This is a genomic window from Rhizobium sp. Root149 (genome assembly GCF_001427345.1).
In the GTDB taxonomy this organism is placed as follows: Bacteria; Pseudomonadota; Alphaproteobacteria; order Rhizobiales; family Rhizobiaceae; genus Neorhizobium; species Neorhizobium rhizoryzae.
In genome coordinates, this window is record NZ_LMGD01000010.1 from 1 (window position 1) to 17856 (window position 17856).

A 17856-nucleotide genomic window follows, 5' to 3' on the forward strand; every position below is an offset into this window, starting at 1 on the left:
CACGGAAATGGTTATGCCTGGCGACAACGTAACCGTTGACGTTGAGCTGATCGTTCCGATCGCGATGGAAGAAAAGCTGCGCTTCGCGATCCGCGAAGGTGGCCGTACCGTCGGCGCTGGCATCGTCGCCTCGATCATCGAGTAATCAGACAAGGGGAGGGAACTTGATCTCCTCACCATGATCAATTGAAAAACCGGGTGGCCTGAAACGGTCGCCCGGTTTTTTCGTTTGAAGGCGGATATCCTAGGCCGCTTGGATGATTGCAGTCGCACGATTGGCCCAGTTGAGCGCTCTGACACTACCTTGCAGCGCCTTTGGCAATATTCAATTGACAGTATCCGAAGCTCATCCTACGCGAAGGCGCGGCCAGTGAGGATGATGGGGAAGCGTATGTCGGATTTGACTGTGGTTTTGACGAGTTGTCGTCGGCATGACTTGCTCGTGAAGACCCTCGATAGCTTTTTTGCTTCAAACGACTATCCGCTTCATGAGTTCATCGTCATTGAAGATTCGGACCAGGTTGAGGTCGAGAAAATAGCCGCTCGTTATCCCGGGCAGCCTCTCAGGTTTATTGTGAACGGCAATAACATCGGCCAGCACCGATCGATTGACAAAGCCTATGCTTGTGTGACGACACCTTACATTCTCCATCTTGAAGACGATTGGGAGTTTCCCAAGCCCGGCGTGGTACGGCAGGCGCTGGATGTTCTGAAGGCGGATGACGACCTGCTTCTCGTTTCTCTCAGGTCCGATAAGGACATGCCTGCGAACATTCGACGCCTGCCTATTTTCGGACAACCGGCAGCGCACCGAAAAGTCGGCCCACTGGCTCATCACGTTTGGTTCAGCTTTACTTTCAATCCTACGGTAAAGCGATTGTCCGACTACAAGCTTCTGCCGGGCGGCTATGCGGCGTTCAATAGCGAATCGGCTCTTAGTCTTCACTACAAGAATCAGGGCCGAATCATGGGCTGGCTGGTCGACGCGGGCGTTGACCACCTCGGTTGGGAGCGCAGTAACTACACACCTGTCGAGCAGAAGAGCTTTCTCACCCTTTTGGGAAAAGCGAATCGCTTTTTTTCAATGCGTACAATGCGAAAATGGAAAAATTCGATCACTCGTCGAGTCGACCATTTGCGACGCAAACAGCGCCTCAAGTAACCCCAATCAGGGTCCTTGAGCCTTGAGCGACGGCGTCCAAGGCCTCCACGGCAAAACTGGATCAACACGACGCATACATGCTGTGCCCTCCAGGAATTATCTCGACGAGAAAACCGGAATTTGTGAGGAAAATCACAAACCCACTTGCCAAGTCCAATCAGTCGTCTTAAAGGAGCGCCATGCTTTTCAAGGGCAACCTTGAAGAACGGGAATAGGGGTATAGCTCAGTTGGTAGAGCGGCGGTCTCCAAAACCGCAGGTCGGGGGTTCGAGCCCCTCTGCCCCTGCCACTCCCTTGATCGGCGCGCAATCATTCAGCAGGCGGATCGGGAGTTTCGTTACAAAGGCATTAATCGGATGCTGTTTTTCCACTTGTCAGATGGAAAGACGGTGTTTATGTAGGGTTCAAACAGACACGCGGTGCGTGGGGCTGAATAGTATCAGCTTTACGCGCCGTAATTGCGTGGGCAGACATGGCATCCAAAACAAATCCATTTACGTTTCTCCAGCAGGTGCGGGCTGAAACGGCAAAGGTTACATGGCCGTCGCGTCGTGAGACGATGATCTCCACGGCAATGGTCCTTGTCATGGTCATATTTGCTGCCCTGTTCTTTTTTGCGGCAGACCAATTGATTGGTTGGCTTATTGGCCTCGTGCTGTCTATCGGCGCTTGATTGAGTGGAGATGAAGATGGCGGCACGTTGGTACATCGTCCACGCTTATTCGAATTTCGAGAAGAAGGTTGCGGAATCGATCGAGGAGAAGGCTCGCCAGAAGGGGCTTGAGCATCTTTTCGAAAAGATCCTGGTGCCGACAGAGAAGGTCGTTGAGGTTCGTCGCGGTCGCAAGGTCGATAGCGAGCGGAAGTTCTTTCCGGGTTATGTGCTTGTCCGCGCCAACCTGACGGACGAAGCTTATCACCTGATCAAGAACACTCCTAAGGTGACGGGTTTCCTCGGATCGGATAATAAGCCGGTTCCGATTCCGGACCATGAAGCAGACCGTATCCTTGGTCAGGTCCAAGAAGGTGTTGAGCGGCCAAAGTCGTCCATCTCCTACGAGATTGGTGAGCAGGTTCGTGTTTCTGATGGTCCGTTCGCCTCGTTCAACGGTATCGTTCAGGATGTCGACGAAGAGCGGTCTCGCCTCAAGGTGGAGGTTTCCATCTTCGGTCGTGCGACGCCCGTCGAGTTGGAATACGGTCAGGTCGAAAAGGTCTGATCGAGAAGGGGAGGTTCTCCCCATGCGCGTGGGAGGAGGCGCCTTAGCCGGGCGACAAGTTCCTGACCACGCAACCGCAGCCGCCAGCATTCGCATGTTGGCATTGAGGGCCGGGTAACCGGTTCAATTGGAAAGGCAGAGAAATGGCTAAGAAAGTAGCAGGCCAGCTCAAGCTCCAGGTCAAGGCAGGATCGGCAAACCCGTCTCCGCCAATCGGCCCGGCACTTGGTCAGCGCGGCATCAACATCATGGAATTCTGCAAGGCATTCAATGCCGCTACGCAGGAAATGGAAAAGGGTATGCCGATCCCGGTCGTCATCACCTATTACCAGGACAAGTCCTTCACCTTCGCTATGAAGCAGCCGCCGGTTACGTACTGGCTGAAGAAGGAAGCAAAGATCCAGTCCGGATCCAAGACGCCTGGTAAGGGTGCCAAGGCCGGTACCATCACCAAGGCTCAGGTCCGCGCGATCGCTGAAGCCAAGATGAAGGATCTCAACGCGGCTGACGTTGAAGGCGCAATGCTGATGGTTGAGGGCTCTGCCCGCTCCATGGGCCTGGAAGTGGTGGCTTGATCATGGCTAAGGTAGCAAAGCGTATTCAGAAGGTTCGCGAAGGTATCGATCCTACCAAGTTGATCGCCCTCTCCGACGCAATCTCTCTCGTCAAGGACCGTGCAACTGCAAAGTTCGACGAGACAATCGAAATTGCCATGAACCTTGGTGTTGACCCGCGTCACGCTGACCAGATGGTTCGCGGTGTTGTCAATCTGCCGAACGGCACTGGTCGCGACGTTCGCGTTGCCGTTTTCGCTCGTGGCGCCAAGGCTGATGAAGCCAAGGCAGCCGGTGCGGACGTTGTTGGCGCTGAAGATCTCGTCGAGATCGTTCAGGGCGGCAAGATCGATTTCGATCGCTGCATTGCAACGCCGGACATGATGCCGCTCGTTGGCCGTCTCGGTAAGGTTCTCGGCCCGCGTGGCATGATGCCGAACCCGAAGGTCGGTACGGTAACCATGGACGTCGCAGGCGCAGTCAAGGCCTCCAAGGGTGGCGCAGTCGAGTTCCGCGTCGAGAAGGCTGGTATCATCCATGCCGGTATCGGCAAGGCTTCCTTCGACGCCAAGGCTCTGGAAGAAAACATCAAGGCGTTCGCTGATGCCGTCGTCAAGGCAAAGCCGGCCGGCGCCAAGGGCAACTACGTTAAGCGTGTTGCACTGTCCTCGACCATGGGTCCGGGCGTGCGCGTAGAGCCTTCGACGGTTCTCGCTTGATTTTAAGATGGTCGGCTTGTTGCTGACCGTCGCAAAGAATTTTCGGGCCTCCGGGCCCGGAAAATCCGGGGAAACCCGGAATTCCTGTCCGAGATTGCGGGTGGTTTCGACCTTAATCGTTTGACCTGCATGAGACGGGTAAGATCTGGATTATCGACAGGCGCGCGCGATGCGCCCCTGAGGGTTCCGGTTCGAACCTGATGTGCCTTGTGCCGTAACCATACCGGTTACGTGCGGGGGGACAGGATCCTCGAGCGCTGCTCGGGATTTTGCAATAAGGTCCCAAGTGGCAAAGGCAACCCGGCAGGTCCCGATCCTTTGATCGGTCCTGTCAACTGGAGACAGACAGTGGAAAGAGCGGAAAAACGCGAATTCGTCACGGAGCTGAACGAAGTCTTCAAGGCTTCTGGTTCGGTTGTCGTGGCCCACTATGCTGGTGTTACAGTTGCGCAAATGAACGACTTTCGTTCGAAGATGCGCGCAGCTGGCGGCACCGTCAAAGTCGCGAAGAACCGTCTGGCCAAGATCGCTCTTCAGGGCACGGAGTCCGAAGGGATGGTAGATCTCTTCAAGGGCCAGACGCTGATCGCATACAGCGCCGACCCGATTACGGCTCCGAAGGTCGTCATGGATTTCGCCAAGACCAACGACAAGCTCGTTGTTCTGGGTGGCGCCATGGGCTCGACCACGCTTAACGCGGAAGGCGTCAAGTCGCTTGCGACCCTGCCTTCGCTGGACGAACTGCGTGCAAAGCTGCTGGGTATGATTCAGACCCCGGCTACTCGCATTGCAGGTGTTGTTCAGGCACCGGCAGCACAGCTCGCCCGCGTTTTTGCGGCCTACGCAAAGAAGGACGAAGCCGCTTGAGGCGGTTTTTCGCTGTAACAAACAAACCAGTTCGAACCGAACACAAAAGGACTTAAGAAAATGGCTGATCTCGCTAAGATCGTTGAAGACCTCTCCGCTCTGACCGTTCTGGAAGCTGCTGAGCTTTCCAAGCTGCTGGAAGAGAAGTGGGGCGTTTCTGCAGCTGCTCCTGTAGCTGTTGCTGCTGCTGGCGGCGCTGCTGCTCCGGCTGCTGTTGAAGAAGAAAAGACTGAATTCGACGTAATCCTAGTTGACGCTGGCGCCAACAAGATCAACGTCATCAAGGAAGTTCGCGGCATCACCGGCCTCGGCCTCAAGGAAGCCAAGGACCTCGTCGAAGGCGCTCCGAAGGCTGTCAAGGAAGCCGTCTCCAAGGGCGAAGCTGCTGACATCAAGAAGAAGCTCGAAGACGCTGGCGCCAAGGTTGACGTCAAGTAATTTCGAAAAATCGGTAAGAGAGGGCGTCTTCGCCCTCTCTTATTGGCGTTTTCTGTGGACCTGATTACCCAAAAGCCGGTGAAACGGCTTTTGGGTAATGGGTTCTTCAAGAGGATGGTTTCCCTTCGCGGCGTACGGCAATCCGGCTGGCGGTTCGATAGGCGAAACGAGTTTGATCCACCCATTGATCTGACGGGGTCGACTGGCCAGCGAGACCCGTCCGTTGCAGGCCCGGATGCATATTTTTTGAAGGAGCGACGATGGCTCAGACCCTTTCGTTCAACGGTCGCAGGCGCGTACGCAAGTTTTTCGGAAAGATCCCCGAAGTCACTGAGATGCCCAACCTCATCGAGGTCCAGAAGGCATCCTACGATCAGTTCCTGATGGTCGAAGAGCCAGCAGGTGGGCGCCCCGATGAGGGGCTTAACGCCGTTTTCAAGTCCGTGTTCCCGATCACGGACTTTTCTGGCGCTTCAATGCTGGAGTTCGTCTCCTACGAATTCGAACCGCCGAAGTTCGACGTGGAAGAATGCCGTCAGCGTGACCTGACCTATGCTGCGCCGCTGAAGGTGACGCTGCGCCTGATCGTGTTTGATATTGATGAGGATACAGGCTCCAAGTCGATCAAGGACATCAAGGAACAGTCCGTCTATATGGGCGACATGCCCTTGATGACAGATAACGGTACGTTCATCGTGAACGGTACCGAGCGCGTCATCGTGTCCCAGATGCATCGTTCGCCAGGTGTGTTCTTTGACCACGACAAGGGCAAGAGCCACTCTTCCGGCAAGTTGCTTTTTGCTGCTCGCGTGATTCCTTACCGCGGTTCCTGGCTGGACATTGAGTTCGATGCCAAGGATATCGTCTATGCGCGTATCGACCGTCGTCGCAAGCTGCCGGTGACCTCGCTCTTGATGGCGCTTGGCATGGACGGTGAAGACATTCTTTCGACCTTCTACACCAAGTCTTCTTATCAGCGCGATGGTGACGGCTGGCGCATCCCGTTCCAGCCTGAGACGTTGAAGGGTGCCAAGACCCTCTCAGACCTTATCGACGCCGATACGGGCGAAGTTGTCGTCGAATCTGGCAAGAAGCTGACGCCTCGTTTGCTTCGTCAGTTGACCGACAAGGGTCTCAAGGCTCTCAAGGCTTCGAACGACGACCTCTATGGCAACTTCCTCGCTGAAGATATCGTCAACTACGAGACCGGTGAAATCTATCTCGAGGCCGGTGATGAGCTGGACGAGAAGAGCCTTGCGCTGATCCTGGATTCCGGCTTCGACGAAATCCCGGTCCTCGGCATCGACCATATCAATGTCGGCGCCTACATCCGCAACACGCTCTCGGCGGACAAGAACGAAAACCGCCAGGACGCGCTGTTTGACATCTATCGCGTCATGCGCCCGGGTGAACCACCGACCATGGAGTCGGCGGAAGCTATGTTCAATTCGCTCTTCTTTGATGCGGAGCGTTACGATCTGTCGGCCGTTGGTCGCGTCAAGATGAACATGCGTCTGGACTTGGATTGCCCGGATACCGTCCGCACGCTGCGCAAGGAAGATATTCTGGCCGTTGTCAAGATGCTTGTTGAGCTTCGCGACGGCAAGGGCGAGATCGACGACATCGACAACCTCGGTAACCGTCGAGTTCGCTCGGTCGGCGAGTTGATGGAAAACCAGTATCGTCTCGGCTTGCTGCGCATGGAACGTGCGATCAAGGAGCGCATGTCGTCGATCGAGATCGATACGGTCATGCCGCAGGATCTGATCAACGCGAAGCCTGCTGCCGCTGCCGTTCGCGAATTCTTCGGTTCCTCGCAGCTGTCGCAGTTCATGGACCAGGTAAATCCGCTTTCGGAAATTACCCACAAGCGTCGTCTCTCGGCTCTTGGTCCAGGTGGTCTTACACGTGAACGTGCGGGCTTCGAGGTTCGCGACGTTCATCCGACGCACTACGGCCGTATCTGCCCGATCGAAACGCCGGAAGGTCCGAACATCGGTCTGATCAACTCGCTCGCAACCTTCGCTCGCGTCAACAAGTACGGCTTCATTGAGAGCCCGTACCGCAAGATTGTCGATGGTAAGGTCACGAACGACGTTATCTATCTGTCGGCAATGGAAGAAGCGAAGTACTACGTCGCTCAGGCCAATGCGACACTGACATCGGACGGTGCTTTCTCGGACGAGTTCGTTGTCTGCCGTCACTCCGGCGAAGTTATGCTTGCCCCGCGCGACAACATCAACCTGATGGACGTTTCGCCGAAGCAGCTGGTTTCGGTCGCAGCGGCTCTCATTCCGTTCCTTGAAAACGACGACGCCAACCGTGCTCTCATGGGCTCGAACATGCAGCGTCAGGCCGTGCCGTTGGTACGAGCTGAAGCACCGTTTGTCGGAACCGGTATGGAACCTGTCGTTGCACGCGACTCCGGTGCTGCCATCGCGGCCCGCCGTGGTGGTGTGGTAGATCAGGTCGACGCAACGCGTATCGTTATTCGTGCGACCGAAGATCTGGATGCTGGCAAGTCAGGTGTCGATATCTATCGCCTCCAGAAGTTCCAACGCTCCAACCAGAACACCTGCGTCAACCAGCGTCCGCTGGTAACGGTCGGCGATGTGATCTCTCGCGGTGACATCATTGCGGATGGTCCGTCGACGGATCTTGGCGATCTGGCGTTGGGTCGCAACGCACTCGTCGCGTTCATGCCCTGGAACGGCTATAACTACGAAGACTCGATCCTGATGTCTGAACGCATCGTCTCTGACGACGTGTTCACATCGATCCATATCGAAGAATTCGAAGTCATGGCGCGTGACACGAAGCTCGGCCCGGAAGAAATCACGCGTGACATTCCGAACGTTTCGGAAGAAGCGCTGAAGAACCTCGACGAAGCTGGCATCGTTTACATCGGTGCGGAAGTTCAGCCTGGCGATATTCTCGTCGGCAAGATCACGCCGAAGGGCGAAAGCCCGATGACACCGGAAGAAAAGCTTCTTCGCGCCATCTTCGGTGAAAAGGCTTCCGACGTTCGCGATACTTCGATGCGCATGCCGCCTGGTACGTTCGGTACCGTCGTGGAAGTTCGAGTTTTCAACCGCCACGGCGTTGAAAAGGATGAACGTGCGATGGCGATCGAGCGTGAGGAAATCGAACGCCTCGCGAAGGACCGTGATGACGAGCAGGCGATCCTCGATCGTAACGTCTATGGTCGTTTGATCGACATGCTTCGTGGACAGGTGTCCGTCGCCGGTCCGAAGGGCTTCAAGAAGGGTGTCGAGCTTTCCAACGCGATCGTTTCGGAATATCCGCGTTCGCAGTGGTGGATGTTTGCGGTTGAGGACGAAAAGGTCCAGGCCGAGATCGAAGCTCTGCGTGGTCAGTACGACGAATCCAAGTCTCGCCTTGAACAGCGTTTCATGGATAAGGTCGAAAAGGTTCAGCGCGGCGACGAAATGCCTCCGGGCGTCATGAAGATGGTCAAGGTCTTCGTGGCCGTGAAGCGCAAGATCCAGCCAGGCGACAAGATGGCCGGCCGTCACGGAAACAAGGGTGTTGTATCCCGCATCGTTCCGGTTGAAGACATGCCGTTCCTGGAAGATGGCACGCATGTTGACATCTGCTTGAACCCGCTCGGCGTGCCGTCGCGCATGAACGTTGGTCAGATCCTGGAAACGCATCTGGCCTGGGCTTGCGCGGGCATGGGTAAGAAGATCGGCGAGATGCTCGAAGAGTATCGCAAGACGATGGACATTACCGAGCTTCGCAACGAGTTGACTGAGATCTATGCGAGTGAGTCGCATGACGAAGTCGCTCGTTTCGACGACGACTCGCTCGTCAAGCTCGCTGAAGAAGCCAAGCGCGGTGTTTCCATCGCGACGCCTGTTTTCGACGGCGCTCACGAGCCTGATGTTGCTGCGATGCTGAAGAAGGCGGGTCTCCATGAGTCGGGTCAGTCCGTCCTCTACGATGGACGTACCGGTGAGCCCTTCGACCGCAAGGTGACTGTCGGATACATGTACATGATCAAGTTGAACCACTTGGTCGATGACAAGATCCACGCTCGCTCGATTGGCCCTTACTCGCTTGTCACCCAGCAGCCGCTTGGTGGTAAGGCTCAGTTCGGTGGTCAGCGCTTCGGGGAAATGGAAGTCTGGGCTCTTGAAGCCTACGGCGCTGCCTACACCCTGCAGGAAATGCTGACGGTCAAGTCGGACGACGTTGCCGGCCGTACCAAGGTTTACGAAGCGATTGTCCGTGGTGACGACACCTTCGAAGCCGGTATTCCGGAAAGCTTCAACGTTCTCGTCAAGGAAATGCGTTCGCTCGGTCTGTCAGTGGAGCTTGAAAACTCCAAACTCGACGCGGCGGATGGTTCCGGTCAGCTTCCTGACGCGGCTGAATAATTAAAAACGAGGCGCGCGCCGCTTGCGCGCGCCATCCTCTACCTGCCGAGACGGTAGGAGAGGAAAATCGCCGCATTTTGCGGCTATGACCGTTTTTGGCGATGTGTGGCCGCCCCGGGTTCTACTGGTTGCACAAATCGCATATTGAGGGCTTAGGCCCCATAAGGAGATAGGCATGAACCAAGAGGTCATGAATCTTTTCAATCCGCAGGTTCCTGCGCAGCATTTCGACTCGATCCGTATCTCGATCGCGTCGCCCGAGAAGATTCTCTCCTGGTCCTACGGCGAAATCAAAAAGCCGGAGACCATCAACTATCGTACGTTCAAGCCGGAGCGCGACGGTCTGTTCTGCGCGCGCATCTTTGGTCCGATCAAGGACTATGAATGCCTGTGCGGCAAGTACAAGCGTATGAAGTACAAGGGCATCATCTGCGAAAAGTGCGGCGTCGAAGTCACGTTGTCGCGCGTTCGTCGCGAGCGCATGGGCCATATCGAGCTCGCCGCGCCTGTAGCTCACATCTGGTTCCTCAAGTCCCTGCCGTCGCGCATCGCGACGCTGCTGGACATGACGCTGAAGGATGTCGAGCGCGTTCTGTATTTCGAAAACTATATCGTCACCGAGCCGGGTTTGACGGCTCTGAAGGAAAACCAGCTTCTTTCTGAAGAAGAATACATGCTGGCGATCGACGAATATGGCGAAGATCAGTTCACCGCCATGATTGGCGCTGAGGCGATCTACGAAATGCTCGCGTCGATGAACCTTGAGAAGCTGGCCGGCGACCTGCGTTCGGATCTGGCGGACACGACGTCCGATCTGAAGCAGAAGAAGCTTATGAAGCGCCTCAAGATTGTTGAGAACTTCATCGAGTCCGGCAATCGTCCTGAATGGATGATCATGAAGGTCGTACCGGTCATCCCGCCGGACCTGCGTCCGCTGGTTCCGCTGGATGGCGGTCGTTTTGCGACGTCTGATCTGAACGATCTTTATCGCCGCGTGATCAACCGTAATAACCGTCTGAAGCGCCTGATCGAACTGCGCGCACCGGGCATCATTATCCGTAACGAAAAGCGCATGCTGCAGGAATCTGTAGACGCGCTGTTCGACAACGGCCGTCGCGGCCGCGTGATCACTGGTGCGAACAAGCGTCCGTTGAAGTCGCTGTCCGACATGCTGAAGGGCAAGCAGGGCCGCTTCCGTCAGAACCTGCTCGGCAAGCGCGTCGATTACTCCGGCCGTTCTGTTATCGTGACAGGTCCGGAACTGAAGCTGCACCAGTGCGGTCTTCCGAAAAAGATGGCGCTCGAGCTGTTCAAGCCGTTCATCTACGCCCGTCTTGACGCGAAGGGTTATTCCTCCACCGTCAAGCAGGCCAAGAAGCTGGTTGAAAAGGAAAAGCCGGAAGTCTGGGATATCCTTGACGAGGTCATTCGCGAGCATCCGGTTCTCCTGAACCGCGCACCGACGCTTCACCGTCTTGGTATCCAGGCTTTCGAACCGATCCTGGTCGAAGGCAAGGCCATCCAACTGCATCCGCTCGTCTGCACGGCCTTCAACGCCGACTTCGACGGTGACCAGATGGCTGTTCACGTACCGCTTTCGCTGGAAGCCCAGCTTGAAGCGCGCGTGCTCATGATGTCGACGAACAACATTCTGCATCCGGCAAACGGTGCGCCGATTATCGTTCCGTCACAGGACATGGTTCTCGGTCTGTACTATCTGTCGATCCAGAACCAGAATGAGCCGGGCGAGGGGATGGCCTTCTCCGACATGGGCGAACTGCATCATGCGCTGGAGAACAAGGTTGTAACCCTGCATGCCAAGATCCGGGGTCGGTTCAAGACCGTGGATGCGGATGGCAATCCGGTCTCGAAGATCTACGAAACCACACCCGGTCGCATGATCATCGGCGAACTTCTCCCGAAGAACGTCAACGTTCCTTTCGATATCTGCAATCAGGAAATGACCAAGAAGAACATCTCTAAGATGATCGATACGGTCTATCGCCATTGCGGTCAGAAGGACACGGTCATCTTCTGCGATCGCATCATGCAGCTCGGCTTTACCCATGCTTGCCGCGCAGGTATCTCGTTCGGCAAGGACGACATGATCATCCCGGAAACGAAGGCGAAGATCGTCGGCGATACCGAGACCCTGGTGAAGGAATACGAGCAGCAGTACAACGACGGTCTGATCACCCAGGGTGAGAAGTACAATAAGGTCGTTGATGCCTGGGGCAAGGCAACCGAAAAGGTTGCTGAAGACATGATGGCACGCATCAAGGCGGTGGAATTCGACCCGGAAACGGGCCGTCAGAAGCCGATGAATGCGATCTACATGATGTCGCACTCCGGTGCTCGTGGTTCTCCGAACCAGATGCGTCAGCTTGGCGGGATGCGTGGTCTGATGGCGAAGCCTTCTGGCGAAATCATCGAAACCCCGATCATTTCGAACTTCAAGGAAGGCCTGACCGTTAACGAGTACTTCAACTCGACTCACGGTGCTCGTAAGGGTCTCGCAGATACGGCTCTTAAGACCGCAAACTCCGGTTACCTGACCCGTCGTCTCGTTGACGTGGCACAGGACTGCATTGTCAACCTGGTTGACTGCGGAACCGACAAGGGCCTGACCATGACGGCAATCGTCGACGCCGGTCAGGTTGTTGCATCCCTGGGTGCTCGTATCCTGGGACGTACGGCGCTTGACGATATCGACAATCCGGTCACTGGCGAGAATCTGGTCAAGGCTGGCCAGATGATCCTCGAGCCTGACGTCATCGAAATCGAAAAGGCTGGTATCCAGTCCGTCCGTATCCGCTCTGCTCTGACCTGCGAAGTCCAGACAGGCGTGTGCTCGGTCTGCTACGGTCGAGATCTGGCGCGCGGTACGCCGGTCAACATGGGTGAGGCCGTCGGCGTTATCGCTGCACAGTCCATCGGTGAGCCAGGCACGCAGCTGACCATGCGTACGTTCCACCTTGGTGGTACGGCTAACGTGGTCGACCAGTCGTTCCTGGAAGCGTCCTACGAAGGTACGATCCAGATCAAGAACCGCAATGCTTTGCGCAACTCGGATGGCAACCTCGTTGCCATGGGCCGCAACATGGCAGTCACGATTTTGGACGAGCGTGGCGTGGAGCGTTCTTCGCAGCGCGTTGCCTACGGATCGAAGCTGTTCGTTGATGACGGCGACAAGGTGAAGCGCGGTCAGCGTTTGGCTGAGTGGGATCCATACACACGTCCGATGCTGACGGAAGTGTCTGGTACCATCCAGTTTGAAGATGTCGTTGACTCCATCTCCGTTTCGGAATCGACGGACGAATCCACGGGTATTACCAAGCGTCAGGTTATTGACTGGCGTTCTACCCCGCGTGGTACGGACCTCAAGCCTGCAATCGTTCTCAAGGACGCGAGCGGCAATATCCAGAAGCTGTCGCGCGGCGGTGACGCACGCTACATGCTTTCGGTTGATGCCATTCTCTCGGTAGAACCGGGCCAGAAGGTAAGCCAAGGCGATGTTCTCGCTCGCGTACCGATGGAAAGCGCCAAGACAAAAGACATCACCGGTGGTCTGCCGCGTGTTGCCGAACTGTTCGAAGCGCGTCGTCCGAAGGATCACGCCATCATCGCTGAGATTGATGGTACGATCCGCCTCGGCCGCGACTACAAGAACAAGCGTCGCGTCATGATCGAACCTGCTGAGGACGGTGTAGAGCCAGTCGAATATCTGATCCCGAAGGGCAAGCCTTTCCACTTGCAGGACGGCGATTACATCGAGAAGGGCGACTACATCCTCGACGGCAATCCTGCGCCGCACGACATTCTGGCGATCAAGGGCGTGGAAGCTTTGGCTTCTTACCTCGTGAACGAAATCCAGGAAGTTTATCGTCTGCAGGGCGTTGTCATCAACGACAAGCACATCGAAGTGATCGTTCGCCAGATGCTTCAGAAGGTTGAGATCACGGATTCTGGTGACAGCCAGTACATCGTCGGCGACAACGTTGATCGCATCGAGCTTGATGAGGTTAACGAGCGTCTGGCGGAAGAGGGCAAGAAGCCAGCTTACGGCGATCCGGTTCTGTTGGGTATCACGAAGGCTTCGCTTCAGACGCCGTCCTTCATCTCCGCGGCATCCTTCCAGGAAACCACAAAGGTTCTCACGGAAGCTGCCATCGCGGGCAAGATGGACACCCTGCAGGGCCTGAAGGAAAACGTTATCGTTGGTCGCCTGATCCCGGCTGGTACCGGCGGCACGATGACGCAGATCCGCCGTATCGCAACATCGCGTGACGAGATGATCCTTGATGAGCGTCGCAAGAGCACTGGTGCGGGTGTAGCAACACCGATGCTGCAGGAATTGTCGGGAGAGAACCTGCCGGCTGGTGAGTAATCAGGTTCGAGTGCCGGCGTTATCCGCCGGCACTCACGCCCACCGCATACATCCAGTATCAAAATACAAAAGGCGCCCGGATATTCCAGGCGCCTTTATTCATGATCGTTATTGTGAGTTCAGTCGAAACGAATGATCGACACTTCGCCTTCCAATGCACCCTGATAGGCAGAGGCGTGTGGCTCCTCGATCGGCTCTTCGGTGATGATACCGATTTGATCGAGATCGGCCTCCATAAATCCTTCTTCGGACAGAGCGTTCAGGGCTTCCCGTACTGCCGTATCATCGTCAGGGGCTCGGAGCAGGATGTGAAGTTCGATTCCTTCACTTTCCTTGGCCTCGTATCCTTTGCCGACAATGATGAAGACCATTGGCTTATCGGAATTGTTGTCGTTATCTGGTTCCGTGATCATGTGGCAAACCTCCAGCACGGGTCAATTGAGCGAGTCGTCTTCGCATTACAGTGATGAGTGGCTGATTACCACGGCCATTCGCATGTGTATTGGTTATTCACCTTAACGAATAGATTATCGGTTCTATTCGGGGATATTGGGCGCTCCAACCCGTGAATCCAGGGGCTTCCGGGGTAAATACCGATTTCGGCCTTGACGTCTACAGGGTAAAACAGTAAACGCCCCGCATCGGAAGCGATGTGAAGCTTACCCGTTGAGGACGACTCGTTCGCAACATGGCTTCAAGCAAGGTTCCATAACGCACGTTGAAGACACGAATTTGCACGCATGACGCAGGTGATGCGTCCTCTGCCTTGGGTGGTCAATCCGGAATTTCGGGTCGGCCACGTTTTGTGCATGTGGAAATGTGCGCGGGGCCGGACACGGTGTGAGATTGGCCCGCGAGGGTCTTGAAACAATTATTGTAAGGGATGGGTATATGCCTACCGTAAACCAGCTGATCCGCAAGCCTCGCCAGGCACAGGTTAAGCGCAACAAGGTTCCTGCTCTGCAGGAAAATCCACAGAAGCGTGGCGTTTGCACTCGCGTTTATACAACGACCCCGAAGAAGCCTAACTCGGCTCTGCGTAAGGTTGCCAAGATCCGTCTGACCAATGGCTTCGAAGTCATCGGCTACATCCCGGGTGAAGGCCATAACCTCCAGGAGCACTCTGTCGTCATGATCCGTGGCGGCCGCGTAAAGGACTTGCCAGGTGTGCGTTACCACATCATCCGCGGTGTTCTCGATACGCAGGGCGTGAAGAACCGCAAGCAGCGTCGCTCCAAGTACGGCGCGAAGCGTCCTAAGTAATCAATTCAGTCAGCGGCGCCACGCGAGGTCCTCCGCGTACTAGGGCGTTCAGCCAGATAAAGAGACAGAAGTATGTCAAGACGTCATAAAGCAGAAAAGCGTGAGATCAATCCGGATCCAAAGTTCGGCGATCTGGTTGTCACGAAGTTCATGAATGCCATCATGTTGCATGGCAAGAAGTCTGTTGCCGAAACCATCGTCTACGGTGCGTTCGATGCAGTCCAGGGAAAGTCGAAGCAGGAGCCCCTGCAGGTTTTCCATCAGGCGCTGGAGAATGTTGCTCCGCACGTAGAAGTTCGTTCGCGCCGCGTTGGTGGTGCAACGTATCAGGTTCCGGTTGACGTACGTCCCGAGCGCCGTCAGGCGCTGGCAATTCGCTGGCTGATCGCTGCTGCGCGCAAGCGCAATGAAACGACTATGGTTGACCGTCTGTCGGGCGAACTGCTCGACGCAGCAAACAACCGTGGTAGCGCCGTTAAGAAGCGTGAAGACACTCACAAGATGGCCGACGCGAACCGCGCGTTCTCGCATTACCGTTGGTAATCTTCATCCGATCGAAGTTCGAAAGGCAGTCCTATGGCTCGCGAGTATAAAATCGAAGACTACCGAAATTTCGGTATTATGGCGCACATCGACGCCGGCAAGACCACGACCACCGAGCGTATCCTGTATTACACCGGTAAGTCGCACAAGATCGGCGAAGTTCACGACGGCGCCGCGACCATGGACTGGATGGAGCAGGAGCAGGAGCGTGGTATCACCATCACGTCTGCTGCGACGACCACCTTCTGGAAGGGTCGTGATGGCAAGATGCGTCGGTTCAACATCATCGACACGCCCGGACACGTTGACTTCACGATCGAAGTAGAACGTTCTCTGCGCGTTCTCGACGGTGCGATCGCTCTCCTCGATGCCAACGCTGGCGTTGAGCCGCAGACGGAAACTGTTTGGCGTCAGGCTGAAAAGTACAACGTCCCGCGGATGATCTTCTGCAACAAGATGGACAAGACCGGCGCTGACTTCTATCGCTCGGTTGAAATGATCAAGACTCGTCTTGGCGCGACGGCAGTTGTCATGCAACTCCCGATCGGTGCTGAAACCGAGTTCAAGGGCGTTGTCGACCTGATCGAGATGAATGCTCTCGTATGGCGCGACGAATCTCTCGGCGCTCAGTGGGACGTCGTTGAGATTCCGGACGATCTGAAGGACAAGGCTGCTGAATATCGCGAAAAGCTGATCGAGACTGTTGTCGAGATCGACGAAGAAGCGATGGAAGCCTACCTGAACGGCGAGATGCCTGACAACGACAAGATCCGCGAACTCGTTCGTCGCGGTACGATCGACGTCAAGTTCCATCCAATGTTCTGCGGTACCGCATTCAAGAACAAGGGCGTTCAGCCTCTTCTCGACGCCGTTGTCGACTACCTTCCTTCGCCGCTCGACATTCCGGCGATCAAGGGCATCGACTTCAAGACGGAAGCTGAAATCGAGCGTCATGCAGATGACTCCGAGCCGCTTTCCATGCTTGCGTTCAAGATCATGAACGACCCCTTCGTCGGTTCGCTGACGTTTGCTCGTATTTACTCCGGCAAGCTCGAAAAGGGTTCGTCGGTTATCAACACGGTCAAGGACAAGCGTGAGCGTGTCGGTCGTATGCTCCAGATGCATTCGAACAGCCGCGAAGACATCGAAGAAGCCTTCGCGGGCGACATCGTTGCGCTTGCTGGTCTGAAGGAAACCACAACGGGTGATACGCTTTGCGATCCGTTGAAGCCGGTTATCCTTGAGCGCATGGAATTCCCCGAGCCGGTCATCCAGATCGCGATCGAGCCGAAGTCCAAGGGCGACCAGGAAAAGATGGGCCTGGCCCTGAACCGTCTGGCAGCAGAAGATCCGTCCTTCCGCGTCAAGACAGACCAGGAATCCGGTCAGACCATCATCGCAGGCATGGGCGAACTTCACCTCGACATCATCGTCGACCGTATGCGTCGCGAATTCAAGGTTGAAGCCAACGTTGGCGCTCCGCAGGTTGCTTACCGTGAAACCATCACGCGTCAGCACGAAGAAGATTACACGCACAAGAAGCAGTCCGGTGGTACCGGTCAGTTCGCGCGCGTCAAGATCGTCTTCGAACCGAACCCGGATGGCGAAGACTTCAAGTTCGAGTCGAAGATCGTCGGTGGTGCAGTTCCGAAGGAATACATCCCGGGCGTTCAGAAGGGTATCGAAAGCGTCCTGTCTTCTGGCCCATTGGCTGGCTTCCCGATGTTGGGCGTCAAGGCGACGCTCATCGACGGTGCCTTCCACGACGTTGACTCGTCGGTTCTCGCCTTCGAAATCGCTTCGCGTGCATGCTTCCGTGAAGCTGCCAAGAAGGCTGGTGCTCAGTTGCTTGAGCCGATGATGAAGGTGGAAGTTGTTACGCCTGAGGATTACGTCGGTGACGTTATCGGCGATCTGAACTCGCGTCGTGGTCAGATTCAGGGCCAGGAACAGCGCGGCATTGCGATCGTGATCAACGCGCATGTGCCGCTGGCGAACATGTTCAAGTACGTCGACAACCTGCGCTCCATGTCTCAGGGCCGCGCGCAGTATTCGATGGTCTTCGATCATTACGCACCTGTCCCGAACAACGTGGCTCAGGAAATTCAGGCAAAGTACTCCGGTCAGAAGTGACCGGGGTAACCCTTTGAACGAAACAACTTAGGTATTACCCCCATATCTTGGGGCTATGATGGAGAGCCTGAAATGGCAAAGAGCAAGTTTGAGCGTACCAAGCCGCATGTGAACATCGGCACGATTGGCCACGTTGACCATGGCAAGACGTCTCTGACGGCAGCGATCAC

At 55.8% G+C, this 17856-nt stretch carries 14 protein-coding genes, 1 tRNA gene and 1 pseudogene; 15 read left to right on the forward strand and 1 reads right to left on the reverse strand.

The window, feature by feature from the left end; translation table 11 throughout:
* The 11 genes and pseudogenes from tuf to rpoC form a co-directional block, all read left to right on the forward strand.
* A pseudogene (tuf, locus tag ASD54_RS26070) lies at positions 1-145 on the forward strand (elongation factor Tu); the annotation flags it as partial.
* 246 nt (positions 146-391) lie between these two features.
* The gene (locus ASD54_RS06750; RefSeq protein ID WP_062553862.1) at positions 392-1162 is read left to right on the forward strand and encodes a glycosyltransferase; all 771 of its coding nucleotides are present in this window, start codon (positions 392-394) and stop codon (positions 1160-1162) included.
* A gap of 213 nt (positions 1163-1375) precedes the next feature.
* A tRNA-Trp gene (locus ASD54_RS06755) sits at positions 1376-1451 on the forward strand.
* A gap of 183 nt (positions 1452-1634) precedes the next feature.
* Positions 1635-1835, forward strand: coding sequence for a preprotein translocase subunit SecE (secE, locus tag ASD54_RS06760; RefSeq protein WP_062553863.1), 201 nt, complete (start codon positions 1635-1637; stop codon positions 1833-1835).
* A 16-nt stretch (positions 1836-1851) separates the two neighbouring features.
* Positions 1852-2382 (forward strand): transcription termination/antitermination protein NusG, encoded by a 531-nt coding sequence (gene nusG, locus ASD54_RS06765; RefSeq protein WP_062553864.1) that lies wholly within the window; start codon positions 1852-1854, stop codon positions 2380-2382.
* A 143-nt stretch (positions 2383-2525) separates the two neighbouring features.
* The gene (rplK, locus tag ASD54_RS06770) at positions 2526-2957 is read left to right on the forward strand and encodes a 50S ribosomal protein L11 (RefSeq protein ID WP_062553865.1); all 432 of its coding nucleotides are present in this window, start codon (positions 2526-2528) and stop codon (positions 2955-2957) included.
* Positions 2958-2959: 2 nt separating this feature from the next.
* The gene (rplA, locus tag ASD54_RS06775) at positions 2960-3655 is read left to right on the forward strand and encodes a 50S ribosomal protein L1 (protein WP_062553866.1); all 696 of its coding nucleotides are present in this window, start codon (positions 2960-2962) and stop codon (positions 3653-3655) included.
* A gap of 348 nt (positions 3656-4003) precedes the next feature.
* Positions 4004-4522: a 50S ribosomal protein L10 gene (rplJ, locus tag ASD54_RS06780; protein ID WP_062553867.1), complete on the forward strand. Its 519-nt coding sequence runs from the start codon at positions 4004-4006 to the stop codon at positions 4520-4522.
* Between the two features lie 60 nt (positions 4523-4582).
* Complete coding sequence (gene rplL, locus ASD54_RS06785) at positions 4583-4960, forward strand: 50S ribosomal protein L7/L12 (RefSeq protein ID WP_062553868.1); 378 nt, start codon at positions 4583-4585, stop codon at positions 4958-4960.
* Positions 4961-5220: 260 nt separating this feature from the next.
* Positions 5221-9360: a DNA-directed RNA polymerase subunit beta gene (gene rpoB, locus ASD54_RS06790; RefSeq protein ID WP_062553869.1), complete on the forward strand. Its 4140-nt coding sequence runs from the start codon at positions 5221-5223 to the stop codon at positions 9358-9360.
* A 175-nt stretch (positions 9361-9535) separates the two neighbouring features.
* A complete protein-coding gene (rpoC, locus tag ASD54_RS06795) occupies positions 9536-13747 on the forward strand; it encodes a DNA-directed RNA polymerase subunit beta' (RefSeq protein ID WP_062553870.1) in 4212 nt (1403 codons plus the stop codon).
* A 119-nt stretch (positions 13748-13866) separates the two neighbouring features.
* Here the strand turns inward: rpoC and ASD54_RS06800 are convergent, their stop codons facing one another.
* Positions 13867-14160 (reverse strand): hypothetical protein, encoded by a 294-nt coding sequence (locus ASD54_RS06800; RefSeq protein ID WP_062553871.1) that lies wholly within the window; start codon positions 14158-14160, stop codon positions 13867-13869.
* 478 nt (positions 14161-14638) lie between these two features.
* On the opposite strand from ASD54_RS06800, the gene rpsL reads away from it, so the two are divergent.
* The 4 genes from rpsL to ASD54_RS26515 form a co-directional block, all read left to right on the forward strand.
* Entirely contained in the window at positions 14639-15010 is a 372-nt protein-coding gene (gene rpsL, locus ASD54_RS06805; RefSeq protein WP_003507760.1) for a 30S ribosomal protein S12, read from the forward strand.
* Positions 15011-15082: 72 nt separating this feature from the next.
* Positions 15083-15553, forward strand: coding sequence for a 30S ribosomal protein S7 (rpsG, locus tag ASD54_RS06810; protein WP_062553872.1), 471 nt, complete (start codon positions 15083-15085; stop codon positions 15551-15553).
* A gap of 33 nt (positions 15554-15586) precedes the next feature.
* Positions 15587-17686, forward strand: coding sequence for an elongation factor G (fusA, locus tag ASD54_RS06815; RefSeq protein WP_062553873.1), 2100 nt, complete (start codon positions 15587-15589; stop codon positions 17684-17686).
* A gap of 72 nt (positions 17687-17758) precedes the next feature.
* The coding region (locus tag ASD54_RS26515; RefSeq protein ID WP_032451213.1) for a GTP-binding protein at positions 17759-17856 on the forward strand (98 nt) is incomplete at its 3' end.

What these genes read in the sequence shown, in the direction of transcription:
- rplK (WP_062553865.1), top strand. Translation starts at nt 2,526, where the DNA reads ATGGCTAAGAAAGTAGCAGGCCAGCTCAAGCTCCAGGTCAAGGCAGGA.
- rpsG (WP_062553872.1), top strand. Translation starts at nt 15,083, where the DNA reads ATGTCAAGACGTCATAAAGCAGAAAAGCGTGAGATCAATCCGGATCCA.
- fusA (WP_062553873.1), top strand. Translation starts at nt 15,587, where the DNA reads ATGGCTCGCGAGTATAAAATCGAAGACTACCGAAATTTCGGTATTATG.
- rpoB (WP_062553869.1), top strand. Translation starts at nt 5,221, where the DNA reads ATGGCTCAGACCCTTTCGTTCAACGGTCGCAGGCGCGTACGCAAGTTT.
- rplL (WP_062553868.1), top strand. Translation starts at nt 4,583, where the DNA reads ATGGCTGATCTCGCTAAGATCGTTGAAGACCTCTCCGCTCTGACCGTT.
- nusG (WP_062553864.1), top strand. Translation starts at nt 1,852, where the DNA reads ATGGCGGCACGTTGGTACATCGTCCACGCTTATTCGAATTTCGAGAAG.
- ASD54_RS06750 (WP_062553862.1), top strand. Translation starts at nt 392, where the DNA reads ATGTCGGATTTGACTGTGGTTTTGACGAGTTGTCGTCGGCATGACTTG.
- rplA (WP_062553866.1), top strand. Translation starts at nt 2,960, where the DNA reads ATGGCTAAGGTAGCAAAGCGTATTCAGAAGGTTCGCGAAGGTATCGAT.
- rpoC (WP_062553870.1), top strand. Translation starts at nt 9,536, where the DNA reads ATGAACCAAGAGGTCATGAATCTTTTCAATCCGCAGGTTCCTGCGCAG.
- secE (WP_062553863.1), top strand. Translation starts at nt 1,635, where the DNA reads ATGGCATCCAAAACAAATCCATTTACGTTTCTCCAGCAGGTGCGGGCT.
- rpsL (WP_003507760.1), top strand. Translation starts at nt 14,639, where the DNA reads ATGCCTACCGTAAACCAGCTGATCCGCAAGCCTCGCCAGGCACAGGTT.
- ASD54_RS06800 (WP_062553871.1), bottom strand. Translation starts at nt 14,160, where the DNA reads ATGATCACGGAACCAGATAACGACAACAATTCCGATAAGCCAATGGTC.